Origin of the sequence: Acinetobacter nosocomialis (assembly GCF_041021905.1) — a bacterium.
Taxonomy (GTDB): Bacteria; Pseudomonadota; Gammaproteobacteria; order Pseudomonadales; family Moraxellaceae; genus Acinetobacter; species Acinetobacter nosocomialis.
Window position 1 is genome coordinate 1,934,896 of the sequence record NZ_CP157432.1, and the last position, 26,430, is coordinate 1,961,325.

25 protein-coding genes and 1 pseudogene are annotated in these 26,430 nt (G+C 36.0%); 16 read left to right on the top strand and 10 right to left on the bottom strand.

What is annotated here, in order from left to right; all coding sequences use genetic code 11:
- The first annotated feature begins 168 nt into the window (after window positions 1-168).
- From ABLC00_RS09000 to ABLC00_RS09035, 8 genes are read left to right on the top strand one after another with little or no spacing between them, the layout of a single operon-like run.
- Entirely contained in the window at window positions 169-912 is a 744-nt protein-coding gene (locus ABLC00_RS09000) for a GntR family transcriptional regulator (RefSeq protein WP_004887315.1), read from the top strand.
- Window positions 913-940: 28 nt separating this feature from the next.
- Window positions 941-2,674 carry a fumarate reductase/succinate dehydrogenase flavoprotein subunit gene (locus tag ABLC00_RS09005; RefSeq protein ID WP_004887314.1) on the top strand — a complete coding sequence of 578 codons (1,734 nt, stop codon included), beginning with the start codon at window positions 941-943 and terminating at the stop codon, window positions 2,672-2,674.
- A 20-nt stretch (window positions 2,675-2,694) separates the two neighbouring features.
- The gene (locus ABLC00_RS09010) at window positions 2,695-2,940 is read left to right on the top strand and encodes a ferredoxin family protein (RefSeq protein WP_004887313.1); all 246 of its coding nucleotides are present in this window, start codon (window positions 2,695-2,697) and stop codon (window positions 2,938-2,940) included.
- Window positions 2,941-2,959: 19 nt separating this feature from the next.
- Window positions 2,960-4,390 (top strand): ABC transporter substrate-binding protein, encoded by a 1,431-nt coding sequence (locus tag ABLC00_RS09015; protein WP_033846288.1) that lies wholly within the window; start codon window positions 2,960-2,962, stop codon window positions 4,388-4,390.
- A 34-nt stretch (window positions 4,391-4,424) separates the two neighbouring features.
- Window positions 4,425-5,279 carry an ABC transporter permease gene (locus ABLC00_RS09020; protein ID WP_033846287.1) on the top strand — a complete coding sequence of 285 codons (855 nt, stop codon included), beginning with the start codon at window positions 4,425-4,427 and terminating at the stop codon, window positions 5,277-5,279.
- A gap of 1 nt (window position 5,280) precedes the next feature.
- Window positions 5,281-6,120 carry an ABC transporter ATP-binding protein gene (locus tag ABLC00_RS09025; protein WP_004887310.1) on the top strand — a complete coding sequence of 280 codons (840 nt, stop codon included), beginning with the start codon at window positions 5,281-5,283 and terminating at the stop codon, window positions 6,118-6,120.
- Window positions 6,117-7,115 (top strand): HEAT repeat domain-containing protein, encoded by a 999-nt coding sequence (locus tag ABLC00_RS09030; protein WP_006581651.1) that lies wholly within the window; start codon window positions 6,117-6,119, stop codon window positions 7,113-7,115. The genes ABLC00_RS09025 and ABLC00_RS09030 overlap by 4 nt, the downstream gene beginning before the upstream one ends.
- On the top strand, window positions 7,099-7,380 hold the full coding sequence (locus tag ABLC00_RS09035) for a gamma-butyrobetaine hydroxylase-like domain-containing protein (RefSeq protein ID WP_001167101.1): 282 nt from the start codon (window positions 7,099-7,101) through the stop codon (window positions 7,378-7,380). Before ABLC00_RS09030 ends, ABLC00_RS09035 begins: the two co-directional genes overlap by 17 nt.
- A gap of 39 nt (window positions 7,381-7,419) precedes the next feature.
- Here ABLC00_RS09035 and ABLC00_RS09040 read toward each other — a convergent pair whose 3' ends face one another.
- Complete coding sequence (locus ABLC00_RS09040; protein WP_000222732.1) at window positions 7,420-8,706, bottom strand: MFS transporter; 1,287 nt, start codon at window positions 8,704-8,706, stop codon at window positions 7,420-7,422.
- 518 nt (window positions 8,707-9,224) lie between these two features.
- Here ABLC00_RS09040 and ABLC00_RS09045 point away from each other — a divergent pair.
- Window positions 9,225-11,429, top strand: a complete 2,205-nt coding sequence (locus ABLC00_RS09045; RefSeq protein ID WP_023188353.1) for a TonB-dependent siderophore receptor — start codon at window positions 9,225-9,227, stop codon at window positions 11,427-11,429.
- A 55-nt stretch (window positions 11,430-11,484) separates the two neighbouring features.
- Here the strand turns inward: ABLC00_RS09045 and ABLC00_RS09050 are convergent, their stop codons facing one another.
- On the bottom strand, window positions 11,485-12,903 hold the full coding sequence (locus ABLC00_RS09050; protein ID WP_004887303.1) for an aspartate ammonia-lyase: 1,419 nt from the start codon (window positions 12,901-12,903) through the stop codon (window positions 11,485-11,487).
- 413 nt (window positions 12,904-13,316) lie between these two features.
- Between ABLC00_RS09050 and ABLC00_RS09055 the strand changes: the two genes are divergently transcribed.
- The 4 genes from ABLC00_RS09055 to ABLC00_RS09070 all read left to right on the top strand — a co-directional run bounded on the left by ABLC00_RS09055 (window position 13,317) and on the right by ABLC00_RS09070 (window position 16,618).
- Complete coding sequence (locus ABLC00_RS09055) at window positions 13,317-13,502, top strand: hypothetical protein (RefSeq protein ID WP_004708863.1); 186 nt, start codon at window positions 13,317-13,319, stop codon at window positions 13,500-13,502.
- A 90-nt stretch (window positions 13,503-13,592) separates the two neighbouring features.
- Window positions 13,593-13,814: a hypothetical protein gene (locus ABLC00_RS09060; RefSeq protein ID WP_000668585.1), complete on the top strand. Its 222-nt coding sequence runs from the start codon at window positions 13,593-13,595 to the stop codon at window positions 13,812-13,814.
- Window positions 13,815-14,587: 773 nt separating this feature from the next.
- Complete coding sequence (locus tag ABLC00_RS09065) at window positions 14,588-15,484, top strand: LysR substrate-binding domain-containing protein (protein WP_002050172.1); 897 nt, start codon at window positions 14,588-14,590, stop codon at window positions 15,482-15,484.
- A gap of 237 nt (window positions 15,485-15,721) precedes the next feature.
- Complete coding sequence (locus ABLC00_RS09070; RefSeq protein WP_004887299.1) at window positions 15,722-16,618, top strand: LysR family transcriptional regulator; 897 nt, start codon at window positions 15,722-15,724, stop codon at window positions 16,616-16,618.
- A 60-nt stretch (window positions 16,619-16,678) separates the two neighbouring features.
- On the opposite strand, the gene ABLC00_RS09075 is transcribed toward ABLC00_RS09070, so the two are convergent.
- The 6 genes from ABLC00_RS09075 to ABLC00_RS09100 form a co-directional block, all read right to left on the bottom strand.
- On the bottom strand, window positions 16,679-17,851 hold the full coding sequence (locus ABLC00_RS09075) for a thiolase family protein (RefSeq protein ID WP_004887297.1): 1,173 nt from the start codon (window positions 17,849-17,851) through the stop codon (window positions 16,679-16,681).
- Between the two features lie 65 nt (window positions 17,852-17,916).
- Complete coding sequence (locus ABLC00_RS09080; RefSeq protein WP_006580924.1) at window positions 17,917-19,326, bottom strand: short-chain fatty acid transporter; 1,410 nt, start codon at window positions 19,324-19,326, stop codon at window positions 17,917-17,919.
- 115 nt (window positions 19,327-19,441) lie between these two features.
- A complete protein-coding gene (locus tag ABLC00_RS09085; RefSeq protein ID WP_004887295.1) occupies window positions 19,442-20,083 on the bottom strand; it encodes a 3-oxoacid CoA-transferase subunit B in 642 nt (213 codons plus the stop codon).
- A 1-nt stretch (window position 20,084) separates the two neighbouring features.
- Window positions 20,085-20,789: a CoA transferase subunit A gene (locus ABLC00_RS09090; protein ID WP_004887294.1), complete on the bottom strand. Its 705-nt coding sequence runs from the start codon at window positions 20,787-20,789 to the stop codon at window positions 20,085-20,087.
- Window positions 20,790-21,033: 244 nt separating this feature from the next.
- Window positions 21,034-21,915 carry a LysR family transcriptional regulator gene (locus tag ABLC00_RS09095; RefSeq protein ID WP_004887293.1) on the bottom strand — a complete coding sequence of 294 codons (882 nt, stop codon included), beginning with the start codon at window positions 21,913-21,915 and terminating at the stop codon, window positions 21,034-21,036.
- A 147-nt stretch (window positions 21,916-22,062) separates the two neighbouring features.
- Window positions 22,063-22,452 (bottom strand): hypothetical protein, encoded by a 390-nt coding sequence (locus tag ABLC00_RS09100; RefSeq protein WP_004887292.1) that lies wholly within the window; start codon window positions 22,450-22,452, stop codon window positions 22,063-22,065.
- 183 nt (window positions 22,453-22,635) lie between these two features.
- Here ABLC00_RS09100 and ABLC00_RS09105 point away from each other — a divergent pair.
- Window positions 22,636-23,464 (top strand): annotated as a pseudogene (locus ABLC00_RS09105) (RsiV family protein).
- Window positions 23,465-23,561: 97 nt separating this feature from the next.
- Entirely contained in the window at window positions 23,562-23,978 is a 417-nt protein-coding gene (locus ABLC00_RS09110; RefSeq protein ID WP_002050243.1) for a hypothetical protein, read from the top strand.
- A 372-nt stretch (window positions 23,979-24,350) separates the two neighbouring features.
- Here ABLC00_RS09110 and ABLC00_RS09115 read toward each other — a convergent pair whose 3' ends face one another.
- Window positions 24,351-24,614 carry a hypothetical protein gene (locus tag ABLC00_RS09115; RefSeq protein ID WP_006580922.1) on the bottom strand — a complete coding sequence of 88 codons (264 nt, stop codon included), beginning with the start codon at window positions 24,612-24,614 and terminating at the stop codon, window positions 24,351-24,353.
- Window positions 24,615-24,844: 230 nt separating this feature from the next.
- Between ABLC00_RS09115 and ABLC00_RS09120 the strand changes: the two genes are divergently transcribed.
- Entirely contained in the window at window positions 24,845-25,288 is a 444-nt protein-coding gene (locus ABLC00_RS09120; protein ID WP_004708845.1) for a BLUF domain-containing protein, read from the top strand.
- 136 nt (window positions 25,289-25,424) lie between these two features.
- Here the strand turns inward: ABLC00_RS09120 and bla are convergent, their stop codons facing one another.
- Window positions 25,425-26,279, bottom strand: coding sequence for a putative subclass B3 metallo-beta-lactamase (gene bla / locus ABLC00_RS09125; RefSeq protein WP_006580921.1), 855 nt, complete (start codon window positions 26,277-26,279; stop codon window positions 25,425-25,427).
- Window positions 26,280-26,430 lie beyond the last annotated feature (151 nt).

The window sequence follows — 26,430 nt, forward strand, 5'->3', positions numbered from 1 at the left end:
CAAATGTATTTTTTATGATAACCATTTAACTTTTATAGATAGCTATTAATTAATTTATTGATATTCATTGAAATTATTTTTTTAACTAAAGTTATCGCTTTAAATTATTTCCAAAGCTGAAACATTTTAAACATTATTTGCTCAAGTTGTTATAACAGGTTGTAAGCCGTGAGCCAGCTACCCCCAGATGCTAAAAATCATAAGCCTCTTTACGATCAGTTAAGGGAACTCATCCTTAACAAAATTGTAAATGGCGAATACGCCGTACTGAGTCAAATTCCATCTGAAAACGAGTTTGCTGAACAGTTCGGTGTAAGCCGAATCACAGTTCGCCAAGCACTCAACCAATTACAGTTGGAAGGCTATATTTTTAAGGTGCCAGGTAAAGGGACCTTTGTAAGCAAGCCAAAAACGTTCCAGAACATTTCAAGTTTGCAAGGTTTTGCAGAAGCAATGTCATCTGCTGGTCACGAAATTTTAAACCGTGTCATCTCGGCCGAGCTTAGGCAGGTCCCGATGCATGTAGTACCGAAATTAAAGTTACCTGTTAAAGCCAATGTGTATGAAATTCAGCGTGTTCGTTTACTCAACCGTCAGCCAGTATCGTATGAGTTGACTTATTTGCCAGAACATATTGGTTTGAAACTTAAAGAAAAAGCGATTGATTTACGCACAACCGATATTTTCAAAGCATTAGAACAAGAATGTGACATTCCTTTAGGGCATGCAGATTTAAGTATTGATGCCACTGTAGCGGATGAGGAATTAGCGGCCTTGTTGCAAGTCGAAATCGGAACTCCGGTATTACGGGTCGAACGTTTGACTCACGATGCAAATGGTCAACCGATTGACTATGAATATCTCTATTTCTCAGGCGATACCTTCCAGTACCGTTTACGTATTCATCGTTAATAACTCAAATAAAAATAAGGATTTTACAATGGAAACTAAATATCTTGAGTTTGATATTGTAGTGATTGGTGGTGGAACTGCAGGGCCAATGGCTGCGATTAAAGCAAAACAAGAAAACCCCAATTTAAAAGTCTTGCTCATTGAAAAAGCGAATGTAAAACGCAGTGGGGCAATTTCAATGGGAATGGATGGGCTGAATAATGCTGTTATTCCGGGATATGCGACACCTGAGCAATACACCAAAGAAATTACCATTGCCAATGATGGGGTAGTTAACCAAAGCACTGTATATGCATATGCGAAGCATAGTTTCACAACCATTCAACAGCTCGATCAATGGGGCATTAAGTTTGAAAAAGATGAGACAGGTGAATTTGCAGTAAAAAAAGTACATCACATGGGGGCATATGTTTTACCAATGCCCGAAGGACATGATGTTAAAAAAGTTTTATATCGTCAATTAAAGCGTGCTCAAGTCAAAATTAATAATCGGATTGTCACCACAAAGCTTTTAAAAAATGAGCAAGGTGCAATCAATGGTGTACTCGGTTTTGACTGTCGTAGTGGTGACTTTTATGTCATTAAAACGAAAGCTGCCATTTTATGTTGTGGTGCCGCAGGGCGTTTAGGTTTGCCAGCTTCCGGCTACTTAATGGGTACTTATGAAAATCCAACCAATGCAGGTGACGGCTATGCAATGGCATATCATGCCGGTGCTGAGCTAGCCAATTTAGAGTGCTTCCAGATTAATCCGTTGATTAAAGACTATAACGGTCCAGCTTGTGCCTATGTGACTGGTCCTTTAGGAGGTTATACCGCTAACAGTAAAGGTGAACGTTTCATTGAATGTGACTACTGGAGTGGTCAAATGATGTGGGAGTTTTACCAAGAACTGGAAAGTGGTAATGGCCCTGTTTATTTAAAAGTAGATCATCTGGCCGAAGAAACCATTCAAACCATTGAAGAGATTCTACATACCAATGAGCGCCCAAGCCGTGGACGTTTCCACGAGGGCCGAGGAACCAATTATCGTCAAGATATGGTGGAAATGCATATTTCAGAAATTGGTTTCTGTAGCGGACACAGTGCTTCTGGCGTATGGGTCAATGAAAAAGCTGAGACTTCAGTTAAGGGATTATACAGTGCTGGCGATATGGCGGCCGTACCTCATAACTATATGCTTGGTGCATTTACTTACGGTTGGTTTGCAGGTGTAAATGCCGCGCAATACGTGAGTGCAGTTCAAGATAGCAAATTAAACCAAAGTGAAATAGAAGTAGAAAAAGCTCGAATATTTGCGCCACTGAATTGCTCAGAAGGTTTACCTCCAGAACAAGTGGAATATAAGCTGCGCCGTTTTGTAAATGACTATTTGCAGCCCCCTAAAACTCGCCAAAAAATGGAAATTGGGCTCAAGCGTTTTGAAGAAATTAAACAAGATATTAAGCGAATTTCTGCAAGGAACCCGCATGAGCTGATGCGTGCCGCTGAAGTTTCTTTTATTCGAGATTGCGCGGAAATGGCAGCAAGAGCTTCACTGTTTAGAGAAGAAAGCCGCTGGGGACTGTACCACTATAGAGCAGATTTCCCTCAAAAAAATAACTCGGATTGGTTCTGTCATGCGCATTTGAAAAAAGATGAACAGGGCAACATGGTCAGTTTCAAAAGGCCAATCGAGCCTTATGTGGTTCCGATTAATCAAGATGAAGCTGTGTCGTATGACCGTTTACGCATTCAAAAAGATGTTGCTCTAGCAGACTAAATAAATCAGGAATTCAAATCATGACTTTTATTTTTAAAGAAGTACAGCACCGTACTGTCGCACCCGTCATTATCGATGAGGATAAATGTATTGCTGATAAAGGATGCACTGTCTGTGTAGATGTTTGTCCAATGGACTTATTAGCAATCGACCCAACAACCCAAAAAGCTTATATGCAATTTGATGAATGTTGGTATTGCATGCCTTGCGAAAAGGACTGCCCAACAGATGCAGTCAAAGTAAATATCCCATACCTACTCAAATAATTAATTTGGAATACGCAACATGAGACAAAATAAATTGATCAATAAAAAACTATTACTCAGTAGTTTAATTGGTGCCATGGTACTCGGCACTTTGGGGTGCGGCAGTAAAACAGAAACTGTACGTGTCGCCATTGGTACACAAGACACGACCATTAACTGTGCAACAGGTGGGCTGCTCATTCGTGAATTGAATTTATTACCAAAATATTTGCCTAAAGATGGTAAATATAAACACGTTAAATATGACATTCAATGGAAAAACTTTACCTCTGGTGCACCACTTACCAGTGAAATGGTAGCTGGGCGTCTAGATTTGGGAGCAATGGCTGACTTTCCTGCTGTGAATAATTTAGCGGCATTTAAAAAAGCTGGCAAAGAAAGCATATTTTTAGCCCCTTTGTCAGGCAGTATTAATGGTAGCGGCAATGCGATTGTTGTTCCAATTGACTCAAAAGTAACATCGCTTAAAGAACTAAAAGGACAAACCATTTCTGTACCTTTTGCCTCAACTGCTCATGGACTGTTGCTACGAGCGATTCAGGCAGAAGGCTGGCAACTTGATAAAGATATTAAAGTGATTGCTCAGGCGCCAGAAGTAGCAGGGCCTGCCTTAAAAAGTCATAAGATTGCTGCGCATGCTGACTTCGTACCATTTGGCGAGTTATTTGCTTACCAAGGTTTTGCCAAAAAAATCTATGATGGTTCACAAGCAAAATCACCGACATTTCATGGTTCGCTTGCCAGCAAAGATTATGCACAGCAGCATCCAGAAGTTATAAAGGCTTATTTACAAGCAGCCATTGAAGCGAATCGTTTGATTCGCGAGCAACCTGAAAAATATAGTGAACTGATTGCTGAAAAAACCGGTATTCCTGCTGAAGTTGTTTATCTATTTCATGGCCCTTTAGGTCTGCAAACTCGTGACTTAACGTGGAAACCTGAATATCGAAAAGCAACTCAAATCGCGATAGACACCTTAAAAGTTTTAGGCAAAAACGACGGTACGCTTGATGTAAATAAATTTATTGATAATCAATATATTAAGGATGCATTTCAGGCATCCGGACTTAATTACAGCCAGCAACTGGCCGACTATGCAAAATCACCTTTGGTTGCCAATGACGCATTAACGGGCCAACCCATCAAGACATTTGATCGGGTGACTCAAATTTGGGTAAAGGGTGAAGAAAAAGTGCGTAGCTATGAAACGCCTGAGCATGCTTTTTCTGATTTAAAGAAAATACAAGCCAATGGAAAAACGGTACGTGTGGTTTATAGCCAAGATCATCAGTCCGACATTAAGTTACTTGCTAATTTGGCATGGTATGCCACAGACAAAGCAGGAAAAATTCAAGCCTTTTTATTAAAAGATGATGCTGAAAAATGGGCTAAACAACAGGGCGGAAAAGTATATGACTTTAAAGCTATTCAGCTTGTAACACAGAGCTGATGTGTTGTCTTACCTAATGAGCAGGAGGTAACAAATGAGTAGTTTAGCCCAGACAAAACCTAATAACCAAATTACATTTTTGATTAAATTTTTTCGGCAGTTGAGATCATATCCAGCGCGTTTGAAAAGCTATGTCATTGCTTTCACATCTATAGCTTTTTGGATAGCAATTTGGCAAGGACTTGCTCAGTTTAAAGTAAATTTAGGCTTTGTGAACTTTAGCAATGTCCCGACACCTTTAGATGTCATTCATGCGCTATGGGCTTTTTTTCAACTCAGCGCTGCATTTGAACATGTTGAATCTAGTGTGTTTCGTGTAGTGATTGGTTTTGTGCTTGCGGCTCTAATTGGTGTAGGTATTGGTTTGTTGGCAGGATGTTACCAAAAACTGGCTGCCTTTCTAATGCCACCATTAGAAGTATTACGTCCAATACCAGCAGTTGCATGGATTCCTTTAGCAATTCTGATTTTTCCCTCATCAGAAGCTTCCATGATTTTTATTACGTTTATTGGGGCTTTATTTCCAATTTTATTAAACACCGTACATGGTGTTGGTGCAGTTGACCCAAGACTCGTTGCATCTGCAAAAAGTCTAGGCGCTTCTGATCTTGCCATCATTCATGAAGTCATTATTCCAGGTGCATTACCGAACATTATTACTGGTTTATCTATTGGAATGGGTACTTGTTGGTTCTGTTTAGTGACTGCCGAAATGATTTCTGGGCAACATGGAATTGGATATTTCACATGGGAATCTTTCACCTTGCAAAACTATAGCAATATCGTGGTTGGCATGGTGCTGATCGGAGCGTTAGGTATGTTTAGCAGTACATTGGTGCGTGTGATTGGAAACCGATTTACTCCATGGTATCAATTGAGGAAGTCTTAAAATGTCAATTACACAAGGCCATGTTCGTATTCAAAATCTATCGCTACATTTAGGGCAAGCTAAAAATCGTTTTCAGGCACTAGATCGGATTAATTTCGAAATACAACCGGGCGAATTTATTTGTTTACTTGGCCCATCGGGTTGCGGTAAATCAACATTATTAGGTGCTTTGGCAGGGCACTTACCAATTAGTTCTGGGTCTTTAACGGTCGATGATGAATCGATATTTGAACCGCATCCAGACAGAGGTTTGGTGTTCCAGCAACATACCTTATTTCCATGGAAAAGCGTGCTTGAAAATATTGCTTTTGGTTTGAAAATGAAGGGCATTGCTAAGCAAAAGCGTATTGAACAAGCTCAGAAAATGATTGATCTGGTCGGACTTAAAGGCTTTGAACATAAATTTCCAGCCGAACTTTCTGGTGGTATGCAGCAACGAGTTGAAATTGCGAGAGTACTGATTAATCAACCTCGCATTTTATTAATGGATGAGCCTTTTGGTGCCTTAGATGCTCAAACTCGTTTAAAAATGCAAATGCTATTACTCGAAATTTGGCAAGAAATCCAAACGTCGGTTTTATTTATTACCCACGATATTGATGAGGCACTTTTTTTAGCCGATCGAGTGTTGATTATGAGCCATCGCCCAGGACGAATTATTGAAGAAATTCCACTTAAGTTTGAACGTCCACGAGATGTTGAGCTTGTAACAAGTAGTGAATTTACAGCCATTAAAAAACATTGCATCCAGACTTTAAAAGAAGCTACTCAACAAGAAGAGTTAAGACGTTTAAATCCATTAGGGCTTGGAAAGAAATCACAAATTAAGGAATACGAATGAGTTTTTATTATCAAGCTTTAGATGACCTCGATGAATATAATCAGGAATTTCTTGCGCAGCTCAATGACCCAGATGAAAAGATTCGCTTTGTCGCTTTAATGAATATTGGCGATGAAGAAAATCCGGATTTACTCCCTTGGTTGCATGCAGCATTGCAACACGATTCTTCAGCTTTAGTTCGTCAAGAGGCAGCAAAAAAGTTAGAAAGTTGGGAAGATCCAACCAGTTTACAAGTATTGGCTCAAGCTTTATTTGATACAGATGTGAATGTGAAACAAACTGCCAGTCAAAGTTTAAGTGAAGTGAAAAATGCGGCATCAGCCCCAATCCTTGCGCCTTATTTAAAGCATACGGATACTTTTGCTCTTAGTGCAATTCTGCGTGCTTTAAAACCTTTACGACCACAGCAATTATTTGATGAGATATCTGCTTTAGTACACCATAAAAATGCATTTGTGCGCCGTGAGGCAGTCAGTGCATTAAGTTGGTTACAACAAGACCAAGCGATTACGATATTGGCAAAAATTGCAGAAACAGATACAGATGATGAGGTCCGCCGTATTGCAACAGGTGGTTTGGCTTATAGTCAGAGTATATCAACTGAGGTCATCCAAGCACTTCAACATTCTTTAACTTCGGAAAGTTGGCAACTAAGAGTGGAAGCTGCGCTCACGATTGGAAAATTACGTATTGTTCAGCTCGAAGCTCCTTTAATTCATACTGTATCAGACTTGTATTGGCAAGTACGTATTGCAGCAGTACGAAGCTTGGGACTACTCAAATCGCATCTAGCAGTAGCTCATTTGTCTGATAACTTTAAGCATGAAATTAGTAACTTGCGTAAAGAAGTCGCTTTAGCACTCGGCGAAATCGGCACATCAGAAGCTCAGACGTTATTGGAACAACATCAAAATGATCCAGATCCTGAAGTACGAAAAGCGATTCGTATTGGATTAAATCAAATTGGTGAGGTGAAGTATGCAAATCAGACCTGATATCCGTGTCGACACTATAAATAAGCAGGTTCACTTTATATGGACCGATGGCTCAAGCGTATGTTTGAGTCATCAAAGTTTAAGGGAAATTTGCCCATGTGGCTTTTGCCGAGCGAAGCGGATTAAACAAATTAAAATAGAGCATCAAAATGTTGAAGTGACAGCTATGTTTGATCAAGGTTATGGGGCCCAAATTTGCTTTAGTGATGGGCATGATAAAGGGATTTTTCCGTGGGCTTTTTTAAAAGAATTTGCTAAGGGATAAAAGATGCCTTCTGCTTGGGACAGAAGGCATTTTATTTAATTAATGATCATGTTCTAAATAATCTGGTTTTTTCGGAAGCGCAAGGCTACATAAGAAACAGATAATCAGCATGACTATCACATATATAAAGAAGGTATTTTCAATTCCGGCAGCTTTAAACTGTAAGGCAACTGAAGGTGCAGAACCACCAAACAGCGCATTACCTACTGCATACGAGAAACCTACACCTAAAGCCCGCACATGAGGTGGGAACATTTCAGCTTTTACCAAACCACTAATGGAAGTATAGAAGCTGAGTAACATCATCATAAAGATGAGTAGCAATGTAATGATGATCGGAGAATCTATATAGGCACGCATCCCGATCACCATGACTGGATAAATAAAAATGGCGGACAATAAGCTAAATGCCAACATTGAAGAGCGTCGCCCAATACGGTCCGAAATTGCTCCAAATACAGGTTGAGCACACATATAAACAAATAGCGCGAAGGTCATGATATAACCAACAGTTTTTCCATCCATCCCTAAGTTGGTTAAATAGGTTTTTGAATAAACGGTCTCTACATAAAACGTTAATGAACCGGCAGAAGTGTATCCAACCACCAATAAAAAGGTTTTCCAGTGTTTTTTAAAGAGTTCTCTTAAGCTGCCAGACTCTTTTCGTTCGCTGTCTTGATGAGAAAGCGTTTCTTCTAAACGACTACGTGCAAGCAAAGATAAAATTGCTGCGATACCACCAATAACAAACGGAATACGCCAGCCGCCATCATGTAATTGTTGTTCACTTAAGAACGTCAACAAAATAACGCCCAGTAAGCTTGCAAGCAATTGACCACCAGAGAGGGTGACATATTGGAAAGACGAGTAAAAACCACGCTGACCTTTTAAGCCTAATTCACTCATATAAGTGGCAACGGCGCCATATTCACCACCCACTGATAAGCCTTGAAGTAAACGAACAAGCAGTAACAGAAAAGGGGCAAATAAACCGACTTGATCATAAGTAGGCAAAGCTGCAAATAAAAAGGAGCTTAAAGCCATAAGACAAATTGATATGATCATCGACTTCTTTCGGCCATGTCGATCTGCAATACGACCAAATAGCCAGCTTCCAATCGGACGCATAAAGAAGCTTGCTGCAAATACCCCCCAAACATAAATAGACTTGGTCGTACTATCCATATCAGGTGCGGTTAAAGCTTGAGTAAAGTAAGCAGCAAATACTGCATAAATATAAAAATCAAACCATTCGACTAAATTACCAGAGGCTGCGCCTACAATCCCACGTATTCGACTACGTTTTTCTTCCTGAGTATATGTCATATTACATCCATCGTTTTGTAGACAAAAACTAGGAATTTTTTAGGTATGCTAAACAGAAAAGAGAATAAAATATTAAAAATCACTCAGCCCTGAGCACGTCCTTAAAATTCCTAACCATTCATTTTTTCTAATTTTAAAATTCGTTTCTAGTGAGATTACGTCCTTTTGTTCGATTTAAAGATATTTTAACCAATGATCGAACATTTCCTTACGCTCAATTTGATAATGAATTATATTTAAAATCATTGAGCTAATTTAATACCAGTATTTTTTCTATTCTCTTTCTCCTTTTTAGGTTCCATTTTGAGCTTAAGTGTAATTTGAATATTTGATAATACTTAAAAAGTTATAGTCTCAATTCTCAAGAAAATAAATAAAATTTATATAATGATAAGTTCAAAAATTCGGACAAAATTCACTTAATCGAAAAAATACAGAATGTGTTGTTTCTCAATATGTGTGCCTGTATTCTTGCGTGGCTGAAAATAGGGAGATAACCATTTTTAGCCTTATAAATTATGCTCGCAATAGCAGGTAACTATTCAATGGAAAGACGTTCGTTAAATCTTCACTTCATAACATGCTCTAAAACAGCATTAGCTTCATCTATTGCACTCATAACATCTGTCGTTTATGCAAATGAAGTGGAGGTTTCGCAGCTTCCAACCATTACTGTGAACGCTACACAAAATATTGATGCACTATATACGTCTAGAAAAGTTAATTTATCTTGCTTTCAAACTGGTGAAGTAAAAAAAGTTCCTGCATCTATTACTACCATTACATCTGAACGCATAGCAGATCAACACGCAAAAACACTCACCGATGTTATTAAAAATGATTCATCCTTAGGCGATGGCTACGCTGCTATTGGCTACTATCCAAACTTTGTAGCACGGGGTTTTGCACTCGATTTAGGTTCAAGTTATCTCATTAATGGCCATACCATACGTGGCGAGCAAAATGTAGCTTTAGAAAATAAAGAACAAGTTGAAATCTTAAAAGGCATTTCTGCAATTCAAAGTGGTATGTCGACGCCAGGTGGTGTTGTTAACTATGTAACCAAAAGACCTGCCGATGTTAAAAATATTACGGTCGATGCAAATTCAGAAGGCGGCTATACACTGGCAACGGATGTCGGCGGCTTTATTAATGATAATTTCGGTTATCGAATCAATCTAGCACATGAAAGTATTCATCCAAATGTTGATCATGCAAATGGTAAGCGTGAGTTTGGTTCAGTAGCTTTAGACTGGAAAATTAATGATCGTTCTAAACTACTGTTTGACATTGAAGCCCAGCATCAAAGTCAACGTTCTGTACCCGGCTATCAACTGCTTGATGGGCAAGAAGTACCAACAAATGTAGATCAAGACCGTTTATTGGGTTATCAGTCTTGGAGTAAACCTGTTGTAAATAATAGTGTAAATGCGAGCTTGAAATATCAATATGCATTTAACGATCAATGGAATGGTAGCTTAAGTGCATCACAAAGCCGTGTTGTGATTGATGACAATAGTGCTTTCCCATGGGGCTGTTATAGCAGCATTTGTGAAGTTACGGGCTTGGGCAATACTTTTGATAAACACGGAAATTATGATATTTATGACTTCCGCAGCCCAGATGACACACGTATAACTAATCAATTTGCTGCTGGGTTAAATGGCCAATTCAATACTGGCAATATTCAGCATCAAATCGCTTTCGAATTACAACGTACATATAAAACCTTAAAACACCATACACCACTGAATGTAGCAGTAGGAACAGGCAATATTTATGAAGATACGGTCGACTACAATCCTTCATTGGAAAGTCCAGGCGATCGTTACAAAGCTCTAGAGAGTGATCAAACTGCATTTACAATCTCTGACCGAGTTCAATTTAATGATCAATGGTCAACCCTACTTGGTGGAAAACTTATTCACCTTGATGAGCAAGCTTATAATTCAGATGGGCAGCAAAGCCGAGATACCTATTTAAATAAGTTTTTGCCACAATTAGCACTCATGTATAGTCCAACTGCTACGACTAATCTTTATGCTTCATATGCTAAAGGTTTATCAGATGGTGGCGAAGCTCCTTGGTTTGCTAATAATGCTCTAGAAGTTCTATCACCGAAAAATTCTGAACAATATGAATTTGGTGTTAAGCAACAAATACGCAACTTCTTATTAACAGCAGCTATTTTTGATTTAAAACAAGACAATCAATATAGCCAAGTGAATGTAGATGGAACTTTTGATTTTGTTGAGCAAGGCGAACAACACAATCAAGGTATTGAGTTAGGTTTAACAGGCGCCTTAACCGATACACTTGATGTAAGCTCTGGCATTACCTTTACCAAATCTCGTCTTGTTGATATTGATACTGACAGCTACAAAGGTCATCAAACTCAAAATGTACCAAAGGTACGCGCAACTGCACAGTTATCTTATAAAGTACCGTCAGTTGAAGGATTAAGATTACTCAGTGGTATGCAATATAGTAGCAGTAAATATGCAAACAAAGAGGGAACTGCAAAAGTAGGCGGATATAGTGTCTTTAATATTGGTGCTGCCTATAAAACAAATTTTGCTGGGCATGACACAACTTTTAGATTCAATATTGATAACTTATTTAACAAGAAATATTGGCGTGATGTAGGGGCATTTATGGGGGATGACTATCTGTTCTTAGGTAATCCTCGCACAGCTCAATTTTCTACAACTTTTAGCTTTTAAAAGTTACAGGACAAATAAAAAAGGAGCTTTAAAAGCTCCTTTTTTATTTTAAGAATTAAGCCGACATTTTTGGTTTAACCATATTATTAATCGACAAGATATCATCAAGCACTTGTGCTGATAATAAACCTTCATTCTGAACTAGAGCCAATACACTTTGCCCAGTTTCATTTGCTGTTTTAGCAATACGAGTTGTAGTTTCATAACCTAGGTATGGGTTAAGTGCAGTCACAATACCAATTGAGTTTTCAACTAAAGCTTTACAGTGCTCAGGGTTGGCCGTAATCGTATCAATACATTTACTTTGGAACATTGCCATTGCTTTACCAAGTAAGTCCATCGATTCAAATAGTTTGAATGCAATAAGTGGTTCCATTGCATTTAACTGTAATTGACCAGCTTCAGCAGCTAAAGTTACAGCCAAATCATTTGCAATAATCTGGAAGCAAGTAAGGTTCATTGCTTCTGGAATAACTGGGTTTACTTTACCCGGCATAATCGAGCTACCCGGTTGACGTGCTTCTAAGTTAATTTCATTAATGCCGGTGCGTGGACCACTTGAAAGTAAACGCAAGTCATTGGCAATTTTTGAAAGTTTAGTTGCAGTACGTTTTAATAAACCAGATAAAAGAACAAAGTCACCCATGTCTGAAGTTGCTTCGATTAGATCTGGAGCTGACTTAATTTTCTTACCAGAAATTTTTCCAAGTGCTTGAATCGCGAGTTCACGGTAACTATATTCAGTGGTAATTCCTGTACCAATCGCTGTACCGCCAAGGTTCATATAAGCTAAAACATTTGGAATAAGCGTATTAATTTGCTCAAGGTCTTTTTGTAGAGTTACCGCAAAAGCACCAAACTCTTGACCTAATGTCATAGGCACGGCATCTTGTAACTGAGTACGTCCCATTTTTAAAATGTGTGCAAACTCTTGAGACTTATTTAGGAAGCTAAGAATCAAATTGTTAAATGGAAGATTTAACTCATCTAGGCTAAGTAACAAACCTAAACGGATTGCAGTAGGGTATACGTCATTTGTTGACTGTGACATGTTAATGTCGTTATTTGGATGTAAGTACTGATATTGACCTTTAGAATGTCCCATATATTCTAAAGCAACGTTTGCCAATACTTCATTTGCATTCATATTGGTTGAAGTACCAGCACCGCCTTGCATCATGTCGATTGGGAACTGGTCATGGAAGTTTCCACGAATAAGCTGATTACAGCTATATTCGATCGCTTCAAATTTAGTTTGATCTAAGTTTTTAAGATTATAGTTTGCTTCAGCACAGGCAAGTTTAACCATAGCTAATGCTTTAATTAAGTTAGGGAAATTTCCAACTTTGCTATTTGTTAAGTTGAAATTTTCTAAAGCACGTAATGTTTGAACTCCGTAATAATGATCATTGTTGATTTCTCTATGACCAATAAGATCCTTCTCAATACGGGTAGTAATATCTGCGTTCATCATTAAACTTCGATTCATTAAAGATGATTCATCTTAGAATTCGAAATGCTTCACTTCTAATGCATTTATTAAAGTAATTATGCATTTTTTGCATATCAAAAACTGAATTACGATAAAATGAATATTGAATAGTTGATGAGCCTTGGAAGCTATATATCTTACAAAATTTAATATATTCAATTGCTTGTATAATTTCTTTAGAGTGAGTTGCTCAACAAGAATTAAGTAAATTAAAAAATTTGAAGCGAACTAAATAATGTTTTTTATTCAGGAACGTTATTAAATTATTTGAATTTTCATGTGAAAATTAATTTATATAAAGAAATAATGAGTTTTGTTTAATAAATTTTAATAAAATTGTGATGCATTTCACATAAAAATACTTATAATACAGAAAATTTTGATTTATTAAGTTTATGTTAAAAGTAATTGGTGCCTTACTAATATTGGGAAGTTTTACTTGCTATCTCCTTATAGGAAATGAAGAAAAAACTGAAACCAAAAGTTCACACATGCTTAAAGAAGCTGAGCAATCGATTAAGAATGCTGAGTTATCTATTCAAAAAGCAAAACAAAATATCCCTACTGCATCGTATAAGTAATTGAGGTAATGAAGATTATTGTCTATTAAATAATCTTTTGACTGAAATTTTATTAAGATGTCAGCGCTGTAAAGAGACAAATGCATGAGAATGAAGTTTATTGCATATGACCCTAACTCTGGTGAAAAACTAAGCTTGAAAGAGCATATTCATCACATGGATAAATACACAACTTATGTTTTTTTTAGTGATGAAAAAGACAATATGGTATTTAACCCACAGAAAAAACAGATATTTGAAATCAGCCAATATACCTCAAACATGATGGTTGAAATTTCAAGAAAGTTATACTACTTAATTGGTGAATATTAGTTCATTTTCTATAGATCATTATGTGGATGAATTATCGCTCTTACTGATGAATTAATGCACTCCCTGTCAGTCTATAGATACTTTAGTATAATAGTCGGGATTATCTTATTAATTTATACTTACCTTAAATATTGTATGAAATACAATTAATTATTAATACTGCTTAAATCCTGAAATGAGGTAAGGTAATCATTTACTTATCAATTATTACCTTACCAAATTATAGTAAGAGTAAATAATAATTCTCTTTTTTGATGATTAGATGAAGTGAGAAAGAGTCTAAAACTAGATTTTTAGATACTTTTTATAGTGGAATAGTGTATTAATTTAAGATTCTTAAAATTCAATCAATAACTTAGAGATTGGTTATTGAAACAGTTTACAGTCCGCATTCTTCCCCAAGGTGCGGACTTTTTTTATCATTAAAATGTACGAATAGAATTTCGTGCTTATTTCTAAAAGTTATCTTGTTAAGATCACTTATTTAATTTTATGATGGGTTTTTATCAATTGATTTAAATAATTTTTTTAGCTGAACTGTACTTATGTTCATCTCTTGTCTTGTGAAAACAAAACCTATTATTTTCTTATCTTCTTTTCTATGTCAAAATTATTAAATACTTAATTTTATAGATTGGCTTTGTCCTTTCACTTCTCGCATTTTTGCAGGTACTCCCTATGTTTTATCATTCTTTCTCATCCCTAAATTTATTTATGCTTCTTCCCAAAAATATCAATTAATAAAATTACAAATCTAAAAGGGAATAGATAAGATGAATTTAGAAGTCCGTTGGGTAGAGGATCTCCTCACATTAGAACGTGAACGTTCGATTTCGAAAGCAGCCGAGAAAAGATTTATTAGCCAGTCTGCATTTACTCGAAGAATTCAACAAATTGAAGAAATGATTGGTGCTGAAGTCATTATTAGGAACAACAAAAACAACATCGAATTTACAGATATTGGCCGAATTTTATTAGTGATGTCTAAGAATATTGAAAAACAGGTAGAGGAGACCGCAAAACTTATTAAAAATATTAAGAATGAGACTGAATCTACCATTCGTTTCTGTGTGGTTCACTCATTAGCTTCAGGTTTTTTAACAACATTTTTAAAGAAATTTCCTACTCTTATTCGTGATTTAAAAATTGAAATTGTCGCAACGAATAGTGGAGAAGGCCTATCTTTGTTAAAAGAAGGCGCCTGTGATTTCATGATTTGCTATGCAGATAAAAGCAATATTAGAAAAGTTGGAGATGATATTTTAAGTGGTATTAAAATTGCTGAAACGGTCATTGTACCGGTTTCTGCAACTGAACCCGACCATAGCCCAAAACATACAATACAAAGTAACTTTGCTCTACTAGCGTATAGTAAACACGCATACTTAAGAAAATTAGTGGACCAACTTATTGAAGGTAAGCTCGTATATAAAACGTTATATGAAACTGATAATGCCACCAATTTAAAAGAGCTGGTTTTACAAGGTCTAGGGGTTGCTTGGATTCCGAAAATTAATGTTGAAGAAGACCTTGCAGCTGGGAAATTGGTTATTTTAGATCAGCAAGAATATTGCCTTGCTCAAGATATTTATATTTTCAAAAATAATTTGAGTGATAATAAATCGGTACAACAAATATGGAATGGTTTTAAAGCCCAGCAAGAACTATAACGCATACTCATTCAAAGGGTGAAGTACACGATATTTATATATAAATTAAGCAAATAAGTAGATTATGCTTGGGTCTTTATGATGAAAGGCATGATAAAGCATTGCCCCTCGTCTGAATTCTTTGCTAATTTAGAGTAAAATTCAATAAGTCAAAAGTAGGGTAGAAGAATTTTTCTATCATTTATAACTGCTTTTGAACTTATTTCAATGGATTATTAAGTCCAAGCGGAGACAATTTTGTTTGATCTAGACAGTAGATTATTAAATATTTTTTATCATATTTATCGGTTCAAAAGTGTTTCAATGGCTGCAGATGCTATTGGTCTAACACAGCCGAGTGTAAGTAACGGTCTAAACAAAATTCGTCAACATTTTAATGATCCTTTGTTTATTCGAGTCGGCAATGAAATGATTCCGACCGAACTGGCAAAGCAGATTTTTCCTCTGATTAGTGAAGTTATTGATAAAGTTGAAAGTATTAATAACTTTAATGTGAACTTTGATCCATTGACATCAGACCAGCTGTTTACGATTGCAATGACTGATGTGTCACATTTGGTTTTACTGCCTCAGTTAACCAACTATTTAAAAGAAAAAGCACCTCTCATCCGTTTAAATATTAGACCTATTACGCCAGAAACCAGCTATCAAATGGCAAATGGTGAAATTGATTTGGCGATAGGTTTCTTACCACAATTAGAAGAAGGTTTTTATCAGCAGAAGTTTTTTCGTCAACACTATGTTGTGATTAGCTCAAAAAGCCATCCGCGTTTAGATCCAAATAATTTTACTTTAGAAGATTATATGCGCGAATATCATATCGATATTGATGCAGGTATCGGGCATTATCACATTAAAAATGAACTACAAAATAAAGGGTTGGATCGAAATATTTTAATTCGTTTACCAAGTTACTTAGGTGTAGGTCTAGTCGTTCAGGAAACAGATGCGATTGCCACTGTTCCATATTATTTAAGCCAAGTTTTATTGGTTAGAGAGAACTTACAAATTTTACCTGCACCGCTTGATTTTCCAACTTATGACGTTAAGCAACATTGGCATATGTCTTGTCACCATAAGAGTAGCCATAAATGGTTCCGTCAAACTTGTTATGAGCTATTTAAAACAGCTTAGGAATTTTACTTATAAAAAAGAAGATGTAAGAAAATCCTTACACCTTCTTATAATTTTGAATTAAATTTCAATCGCAACGGCCGTTGCTTCACCACCACCAATACATAGAGCCGCAACGCCTTTCTTTTTACCTAAGCGTTTTAGTGCATAAATAAGAGAAAGGATAATTCTTGAACCCGTAGCGCCAATTGGATGGCCTAATGCACATGCACCACCATGGATGTTCACTTTAGCTTCATCAATACCTAGTTCATGAATTGGTGCCATTGCCACCATTGCAAAAGCTTCATTAATTTCCCAAGCATCTACTTCATCAACAGACCAACCAGCACGCTCAAGTACTTTCTGAATTGCACTAATTGGAGCAATTGTGAATTCGCTTGGATGCTGAGAGTGCGTCGAAGTTGCCACAATTTTTGCTAAGGTATTTAACCCATGGCTTTGAGCATATTCTTCAGTGGTTAGTACTAATGCAGCAGCACCATCAGAAATCGAGCTTGAGTTAGCGGCTGTAATTGTACCGTCCTTGCTAAAAGCAGGGCGTAAAGTTGGAATTTTCTCAAGATTTGCTTTTAATGGTTGCTCATCTTGATCAACAACTTCAACACCTTTGCGGGTTTTTACTTCAACAGGAACAATCTCTTCTTTGAAATAACCTTCCGTAATCGCAGTTTGCGCTTTTTTAAGTGAAGAAATTGCAAAGTCATCCATTTGCTCACGGGTAAAGCCTTTGGTGTTTGCCATGTCTTGCGCAAAAGAACCCATTAAACGACCTGTTTCTGCATCTTCAAGGCCATCTAAAAACATATGGTCCTTAATTTCACCGTGTCCCATACGATAACCACCGCGAGCTTTAGGCAAAATATAAGGTGCATTTGTCATAGATTCCATGCCGCCAGCCACAATAATATTGGCACTGCCTGCTTTTAAGGTATCTGATGCCATTAACACCGCTTTCATTGCAGAGCCGCAAAGTTTATTAATGGTCACAGCTCCGACATGATCAGGCACACCAGCTTTACGCATGGCTTGACGAGCAGGACCTTGACCAATACCAGCACTAAGTACGCAACCGAAAATCACTTCATCTACTTGTTCAGGTTTAACACCTGCACGTTGGATCGATTCACGGATGACAGCAGCGCCAAGTTCTGGAGCAGTTAGAGAAGATAAACTACCCTGAAAACCACCCATTGCAGTACGGCTACCTGAAACTATAACAATTGAACTCATCTTAATATCTCTTATTGGTTTATTTGCTAAATTTGCCTTTAGCCTAAACTAAAGGCGCCACTAAATTAAAAAGTTGGAGGGGTATAGCTGAGCGTTCTACCAAAGAACCACAGCAAGAATAAAACTAAAGGAAAATGCACAACGAGCTGAGTCACTGTAAAACCAATCACATCTTTTGCTTTTAGTTTTAAAATGCCTAACATTGGAAGCATAAAAAATGGATTGATTAAGTTTGGTAAAGCTTCGGCTGCATTATAAATTTGTACAGACCAGCCCAAATGAACCTTTAAATCATTTGCTGCTTGCATAACATATGGGGCTTCAATAATCCATTTTCCACCACCTGACGGTACAAAGAATCCAAGTACCGCAGAGTAAACTCCCATTACAATCGCAAAGGTTTCTTTTGATGCGATTGAAACGAAAAACTCGGCAATATAATGTGACAGCGATAAGTCTTGGCTATTTAAAGCTTGGGTCATAATAAATGCAATACTTCCGTAAAGTGGAAACTGAATTAAAATTCCTGATACGGCTGGAACTGCTTTTGCGACAGCATTTAAGAAGTTTCGTGGTGTGCCATGTAAAGCTAAACCAAGCATTAAAAACACAAAGTTGTATGTATTTAAGCTTGAAATCGCAATAATTGGATTACTTTTTGAAAATTCAAAAAACATCCAGATTAAGCCTAAAGCCACCACAATAATCGTTAAAATAGGTGAGTTTTCTAACCAGTCGCCTGGGCGTGTCGATTTTTCCTCATGTGGTTTGTCTTCTTCAAACTGCACATCAAAACTATCAATTGTTTTAACATTATTACCTTTTGGAGCTGACCAGTAAGCAATTGCAATTGAAACAATCACCAAAATAATGGTCATAGCAATTGATTGCCAAAGGAAAATAGTTTCGGTAAATGGAATAACACCAGTCAGGTTATAAATTGACTCAGGTAAACTGGTTTTATTGGCTTGAAGCTGTGCTGCTGATGAACTAATTCCAAGCGCCCAAGTTGCTCCCATACCAATGATTGCGGCTGCCGCAGCAGCACGATAATCCATATTCAGCTCTTTACGTTTTGCTAATGCAATTACTAAAAGTGCAGTAAGAATTGTACTAACAGCCCAATTCACCAGAGAAATTAATAAGCTTACAGTTGCTACTAAAACAATAGCACCACGACCAGAATTTGGAATACGTGCCATTTTTTGGATCAGGAATTTTACGGGCTTAGATACAGAAACGACATAACCTACAATAATGAGCATCGTCATTTGCAGGGTAAAGGGAATAAGACTCCAGAAGCCATTACCAAATGAAGTGGCCACATCGTGGATTGGGGCGCCAATAGCTAAAGCAGCGACAGAGACAATAATGACGCCAAGCAGAGCAAAAATATATGAATCAGGAAACCATTTTTCAGACCATTCACTAATCCGAAGCGCAAATCTTTCAAAAATTCCTTGCTGTTTTTCCATAACTGAAAAATCCTTCTCGTTCTTATTTATAAACAGCACATCCGGTGCTTAAAAGGGTTAAGACCCAAGCTCACTTACTAACTTGAGTCTTGTACAGCTAACTAAATCTTAGAATTTACGCAACTAAGGTTTTATAAAACTCAACACCTGTAGCAGCTTGAATTTGTTCGAGCGTAACATCTTTAGCTAGTTCAATGAGCTCTACACCTTGTGGCGTAATATCCATTACACCTAAGTCTGTAATCACGCGATGAACAACACCTTTACCTGTTAAAGGCAAACTACAGCTTTTCACGATTTTTGGTGTACCGTCTTTTGCACAGTGTTCCATTAGAACCACAACTTTTTGGACACCAACAACCAAGTCCATTGCACCGCCCATACCTTTGACTTTCTTACCCGGAATCATCCAGTTCGCTAAGTCACCTTTTTCAGAAACTTCCATCGCACCTAAAATTGCAATGTTGACATGGCCACCACGAATCATGGCAAAAGATTCTGAGCTTGAGAAAAAGGCTGCACCAGGACGAGCAGTAACCGTCTGTTTCCCGGCATTAATTAAATCTGCATCAACAGTTTCTTCGGTTGGAAACTCACCAATACCTAATAAGCCATTTTCAGATTGAAGCCAAACATTAATATTTTCAGGAATATAATTGGCAACAAGAGTAGGTAAGCCAATACCTAAATTGACATAAAAACCATCTTCAAGTTCTTTTGCAGCACGTTGTGCCATTTCATTACGTGACCAAGCCATTTTATACTGCCTCCGTGCTTAAAGTTTTATGCTCAATACGTTTTTCAGGTGATGCATTTAATACGATGCGGTTTACATAGATACCTGGCAAGTGGATTTCATCTGGATCCAATTCACCAATTTCAACCACCTGTTCAACTTCCGCAATTGTAATTTTTCCAGCCATTGCACATTCAGGGTTAAAATTTTGAGCAGTTTTACGAAAAACTAAATTACCTGCCTTGTCTGCCTTATATGCTTTAACAAGAGCCACATCTGCTGTTAACGACTCTTCTAGAATGTAGTTCTTGCCATGAAAAGTACGTTCTTCTTTACCTTCGGCAATGAGTGTACCTACGCCAGTTTGTGTGTAAAATGCAGGAATTCCAGCGCCTCCTGCACGTAACTTTTCAGCTAAGGTACCTTGTGGAGTTAGTTCAACTTCTAGTTCACCATTTAAATACTGGCGCTCAAATTCTTTATTTTCACCAACATAAGAAGAGATCATTTTTTTGATCTGTTTGGTTTGAAGCAAAATACCTAAACCAAAATCATCTACACCTGCATTATTAGAAATACATGTGAGACCAGTCACGCCACTTTGCTTAACTGCAATAATCAGTTTTTCAGGAATTCCGCATAAACCAAAACCGCCTACAGCAAGTGTTTGATTATCTGCAATAACATCTTTCAGTGCTGCCTCTGCATTGGCATAAACTTTATTCATTCTGTTGTTTTCCTATATCCCTTAGTAATTTAGTTTTAGCATCACATTTTGCGTTATAGAAGTTAATTTTTTTAAAGGATTAATAAGTATAATCAATGAATGGTATCAAACTCTCAACAAAAAAAAAGTTTTACACTGAGCAAAAAATGTTAAAAACTGATTGCAATATACTGAAAAATATAATAATTAATAAATTTATTTTAAACGTGTGCTTAATTCATCTTAAAAGACAGTCTTTAATTTTTTAAAATTTATATTGAACCAGTGCTTCAATAAATTGAGCAGAAATATTTGAAATTTCAAAGTTCTTTTTATAAACAATTCCTACTGTTTTATGAATGGCTTCATCTTTTAAATCAATCAGTACGTTATGTTCCTTATCAACGTGTTTGGCAAAATGTCTTGGAATTGCACTTACTCCAATACCGTAAGCCACAAAACTTGAGAGTGATGAAATTTGATGACATTCCACTTTTAAATCGAGCGTTATATTATTTCGCAAACAATTTTGCTCCACTAAATATCGAACAATTGAAGGTTTCTGTAAGGTCACAAATGGGTTTGAACAAAGCTCATGCCATGTAATAGAAGATGATTGAGCAAGTGGATGAGTCTTTGGCAATAGAGCCAAGAAATCTTCTTCAAATAGGGGTTTAAACTCTAAACCTTCGGTGAGATCTGGTTCAAAACAAATACCAAGCTCAAAAATACCATCCTGAACTTTTTCTATAATGGTCTCATTTGGAATATCGTGAATTGAAAAATTAAGATTGGGGTGAAGTGCTAAAAACTGGTGAATTACTTCAGGCAAAATTGCGTGAGTCACAAAAGGCATAGATGCAATACTTAAAGTTCCCCGATTAAGCTTAAAGCGTTGTTTGACATCATTTTCCATTTCATCCCAATTGGCGAGTAATTTTTTTGCATACGGAATGAGGGATTTGCCTTCTTGGGTAAGCTCAACACGGCGTGTATTACGGTTAAACAGTTTACCGCCTAACTCTTCTTCTAAACTTTTGATGGTGAGACTTAAAGCTGATTGGCTTAAATGTAACTCTAAAGAAGCATTGGCATAGTTGAGTGTACGTGCAAGGGCTAAAAAAGCTTTTAGTTGTTTAAGCGTCATTTCTTTCCTTTAAATTACTCAACTTACCTAGAAGAGTAATTTATACGAAAATTTGCCTAAAATGATGTTTTTTGACAAAAAATTATGAAAAAGAATGATCAAATTCTTACTTAATATGGAATAAGCAATAACTATTAAAAATACTAGCTACTTTAGTAAGTCGTTCCAGCAAAATTCATCCTTATTATTTGCAAAATATATGAACATGCCAATTAGATGAAAAAATAAATAACACATCCAAATTTTTTGAGGGGCAACTTTCAAACCCTCTAATAATATAGTTATAGAATAGATAGTGATCATAAACGTAAAAAAGATAATATAGGTCGTACTTACTATCAATTTATGTTTTGGTGCTAATTGAGCAATTTTATATCCAATCAAAATTTGCATTCCCCAATTTATAATAAGTGTAATTATAGTCATAAGTAATTTTGGTGCATTTAAGCTTTCTAAGGAAACTTGTTCAATTAGGAAAATAGTTTGCCACAGTACAAACATCCCCAAAGGATACAATATAAATTTAATCCACATCATATTTTGTTTTCTTATCAATATCTTACTTCACTATTGTATTAAATAAATATTATTTTTTCAAAATTTATTTTCAAAAAATATCAACATATAAAGTCATTCTAATTTCAATTAATATATCTATGAATTTTTAAATTCTTTAAAATTTAATTTAAAAGATAAATAAATTATGTAAGGGTATAATTGATGAATAAAACTATTCTTGGCTTAATGGTAGTACCACTTGTATTGAGTGGATGTATAAAAAAAGCAGAGGAAAAACCAACAGAAAAAATGGAAAAAACCTCTACTATAAAAGCAACTGAACAGCCACCAAAAGAAGAAAATATAATTCCTGCTATGCTAGTACGTAATTTTCTTGTGAAGTTTCAACAACCCAAAATTTGTGCTCCAAATCCAGATGTTGATGGAATTGTATGTACCTCTAAAGAAGCGATTGCACTTAAAAGTAATATTGAATGGATTGATCAAGTAATCGATAAGGAAATCCGTAAAGATTATGCAGATGCTCTTATACCTCCTTCAGAAAAGCAAAAGCAACTAAATCAAACCCAAGCTGAAGGGTTTAATAACTGGTCACAGAATGTGGTTTATCGCTTTAATGGACAGTTTGGTCAATATGTGCAAATTTCGAAAGTAAGTTCAGAATATTCTGGCGGGGCTCATGGTATAGCAACTTTTGAAGATTATATTTTTGACTTAAAAAGTCAAAAAACGCATTGAATTAAAAGATATTGTTATCAATGGAAAGATGAATGCGCTTAAAGAAGAATTGTGGAAACAATACGGATATTGGTGTCAAGAAAAAGATATGCAGCCTTATATTAGTAAAGAAGACTTTAAAGTAAGTGAAAATTTCTATATTAATCAATCAGGCGGGATTACATTTGATTTTCAGCTTTACGAATTGGCTCCATATGCCGCAGGTCCTGTGAGTTTAGAACTCTATGATACAGATCAACTGATAAAATCAGATTTTTTACCGCCAATGCCTACTTTAAAAACTGAACTGTAGAGATTCATAATAGTTTGTAAATTGATTAAACCACCTTCGGGTGGTTTTTATTATTCTTAACTGTTAAATTTAACTCATTATTAAAGTGGATAATATCATGAAAAAGATTATTTTTTTAGGATTAGTTTTGAGTTTAATTGGGTGTTCAACAAGTCCTGTTGTTTCAAATACAGCGAAACCAATACCTAATGAGAGAGTGTATAATCAGAATTATTTAAAGAAACACACTCCTGAACAAGCAAAAGTTACGTTCTTAAGAGATAAAGGTTTTTTGGGTTCTGGCTGTACTCATGATATTTATGTTAATAATGAAAAGGTATTTTCAATTCGCTCAAATGAAATAGCTACAATTTATCTTGAGCCTAAATATTATATTTTTAGATTAGAAACTGGTGCAGGGATGTGTCCTAATATTGCAACTTCTCAAGAAACAGAAGTCAAACCTGGGGCAGAGATCGAATATCGAATCTTACTTCCATCTGACTTTAACTTAAGACTAACTCGAATGAAATAAGAGATTAAAAATCTCTACGCCAATGAGTTAATTAAAGTTAATATTCATTAAGTTTTGATTAAACCCACTCATTATTAAGTGGGTTTTTTCTTAATTGAACTAAGAATCATTAACTGCTTTAAAATTATTATTACGGAATATTTTTGATGAAAATTCCTATAAATAAAATTTTCTTTATCGTCTGATTAAGCAGCTGTGTGCTGTAGGGACAATCAGTTAATGGTTTTTTAAGTCCAGAAGGAGCTCTCACTGGCTTAATGGTTACACCCTAATTACGTACGCTAAATTAATAATTTTACACTAGACAATGTTTTGAAAAGCTCACTTTCGGGAGCTTCTCTATTAATTAAAATTAGTTAAAGAAAGTTTTGATCACGAATATCTTAATTTGGTTTTCTTTGTCAAAATCTTAATAATCTTAAAGACCTGATTATTCAGCTTTAGTTTTTGATGGACGGTTGCACTGTCGAGTTGATCCCACAGCTCAAATGGAAAAAACTCTGAGCTATGATCAAATACCCATAACCATTGGTAGCTATGGTTCAGTGTATGAGTATCAAAACGAACATCTTGAACTTTGACAATCTTAAGCTGTTTATGGTGTTCGTCTTGAAGAATAATTTCATGGTTCTCCATTAGACCGCCACAAATTAAAAAACAGGTTTTAAGTGTACTTGAAATAAGATTTTCTGGTTAATTGGTTAGGTTGGCATTCATTTACAAAACATTTCTACTTGTTAAAGTTTGTCATTTTCAAAATGATAATAATCTTTACTCTTGAAATACAAGGTTTTAAGTAGGTTGCATTGTAAGGCTTATATCTAAGTGTCAGAATGCACGTTGACATTTATCTTCGAGTTATCGCTATGAGTTTAATAGGCTTTATGTATGCAAGTAAAACCAATAGTGAACATAGTCAAATAAAACAAGATTTAATTGATATCCTCACAGAAGCAGTCAAATTCAACTCTCAAAATGACATTACTGGTGTGCTTTACTATGGTAATGGATACTTCTTACAATACTTAGAAGGGGAGAAAGAACAAGTTGAGACGCTATTTTATAAATCAATTTTGAAAGATTCGAGACATCAAAACTGCGAAATCATCTTTTTGGAACCGTCCGAACAGCGGTTATTTAAACATTGGAGTATGAAATTTGCGCCTATAAATACCAAAATAAAAGATTTCTTTTTTCATCATCATGTTGATGAGTTTAATCCGTATTTACTTAACACTAATTCAATCCCATCTTTTATTGAATTACTTGTAGATCAACCCAATTTGAAAGCGGATCAATATCAAGTTTAACCAAAAATATATTTTTTGATTGGATATAGATCCAAAAAGAAAATGTTGAAGGGTGATGATATTAAAGTTTCTAAAAAAGCCCTGCACAATCAGGGCTTTTAAATTTATATTAAATCTAAATAGTACTATTTTACATTTACGGCTTACTACTAACTAATGATTTTTCAAATGCCATTTCTGCATCTTTTACAATAGCAGAAAGTTTTTCTGGTTGAATAAATGCATTAACTTGACCTGCATCTTTGCGCGCTTTATTTCCCATAACATCTGCAACTTCTGGATGGCTAGTAAGCACAATGTCTGCCTTCATATTTTTTAAACGCTTAAAACTCTGACGATAATCTTCTACAATATTTGGATATTGATGATTATTTTGTAAAACATTGCCAGCAACAGAGAGACTGCAAGGGAAAACAACATTTAGATTCTTACCATTAGATTTAACTTCAGTTGACCAAGTTGTACAACCCGGAGTATGGCCTGGGGTAAGAGTAGCTTTTAGTTTTAATTTCCCTAGTTTAACTACTTCTCCATCGTGAATGACTTTATCAACTTTAACTGGAGTAAAAGGAATACTTTGGAAGGTGTTTTCACCTATTGGTTTTCCTATTTCTAAAGCCTTAACATCCTGCTGCATAGCAATTAATTTGGCGCCAGTGTCTTGTTTAATGCGGGCAAGTGCACCTACATGGTCCCAATGAGCATGGCTTGTAACCATAATTTTTACATCTGATAACTTAAAACCCAATTTTTTAATATTCTGCTCTATTTGCTCTGTATTTTCCGGAAGACCTGTATCTATCAATAAAGCTTGATGATCAGAGGTCAATAAATAGGTTCCAAGACCGTGAGTACCTACATAGTATATATTTTCAGTAATTTGGAATGGCTGAGTATTTTGCGTCCAGTCATCAGGTAACTTTAATGGTGTAGCTGAGGCAGATAGAGAAGTCAGCAATATACTTCCTGTAAACAATATCTTTTTCTTCATCTTTATTGGACTCGTAGGTTGGTCGCAGTAATTAAAGTTTTATATTTTAACGCCTTTGCTATAATTAGACCCTAATTTATTCATAAAAAAATATGACCATTCATTAAATTTTTATGTGTTTATGTTTGTTTTTCATTCATTCTTACTGATA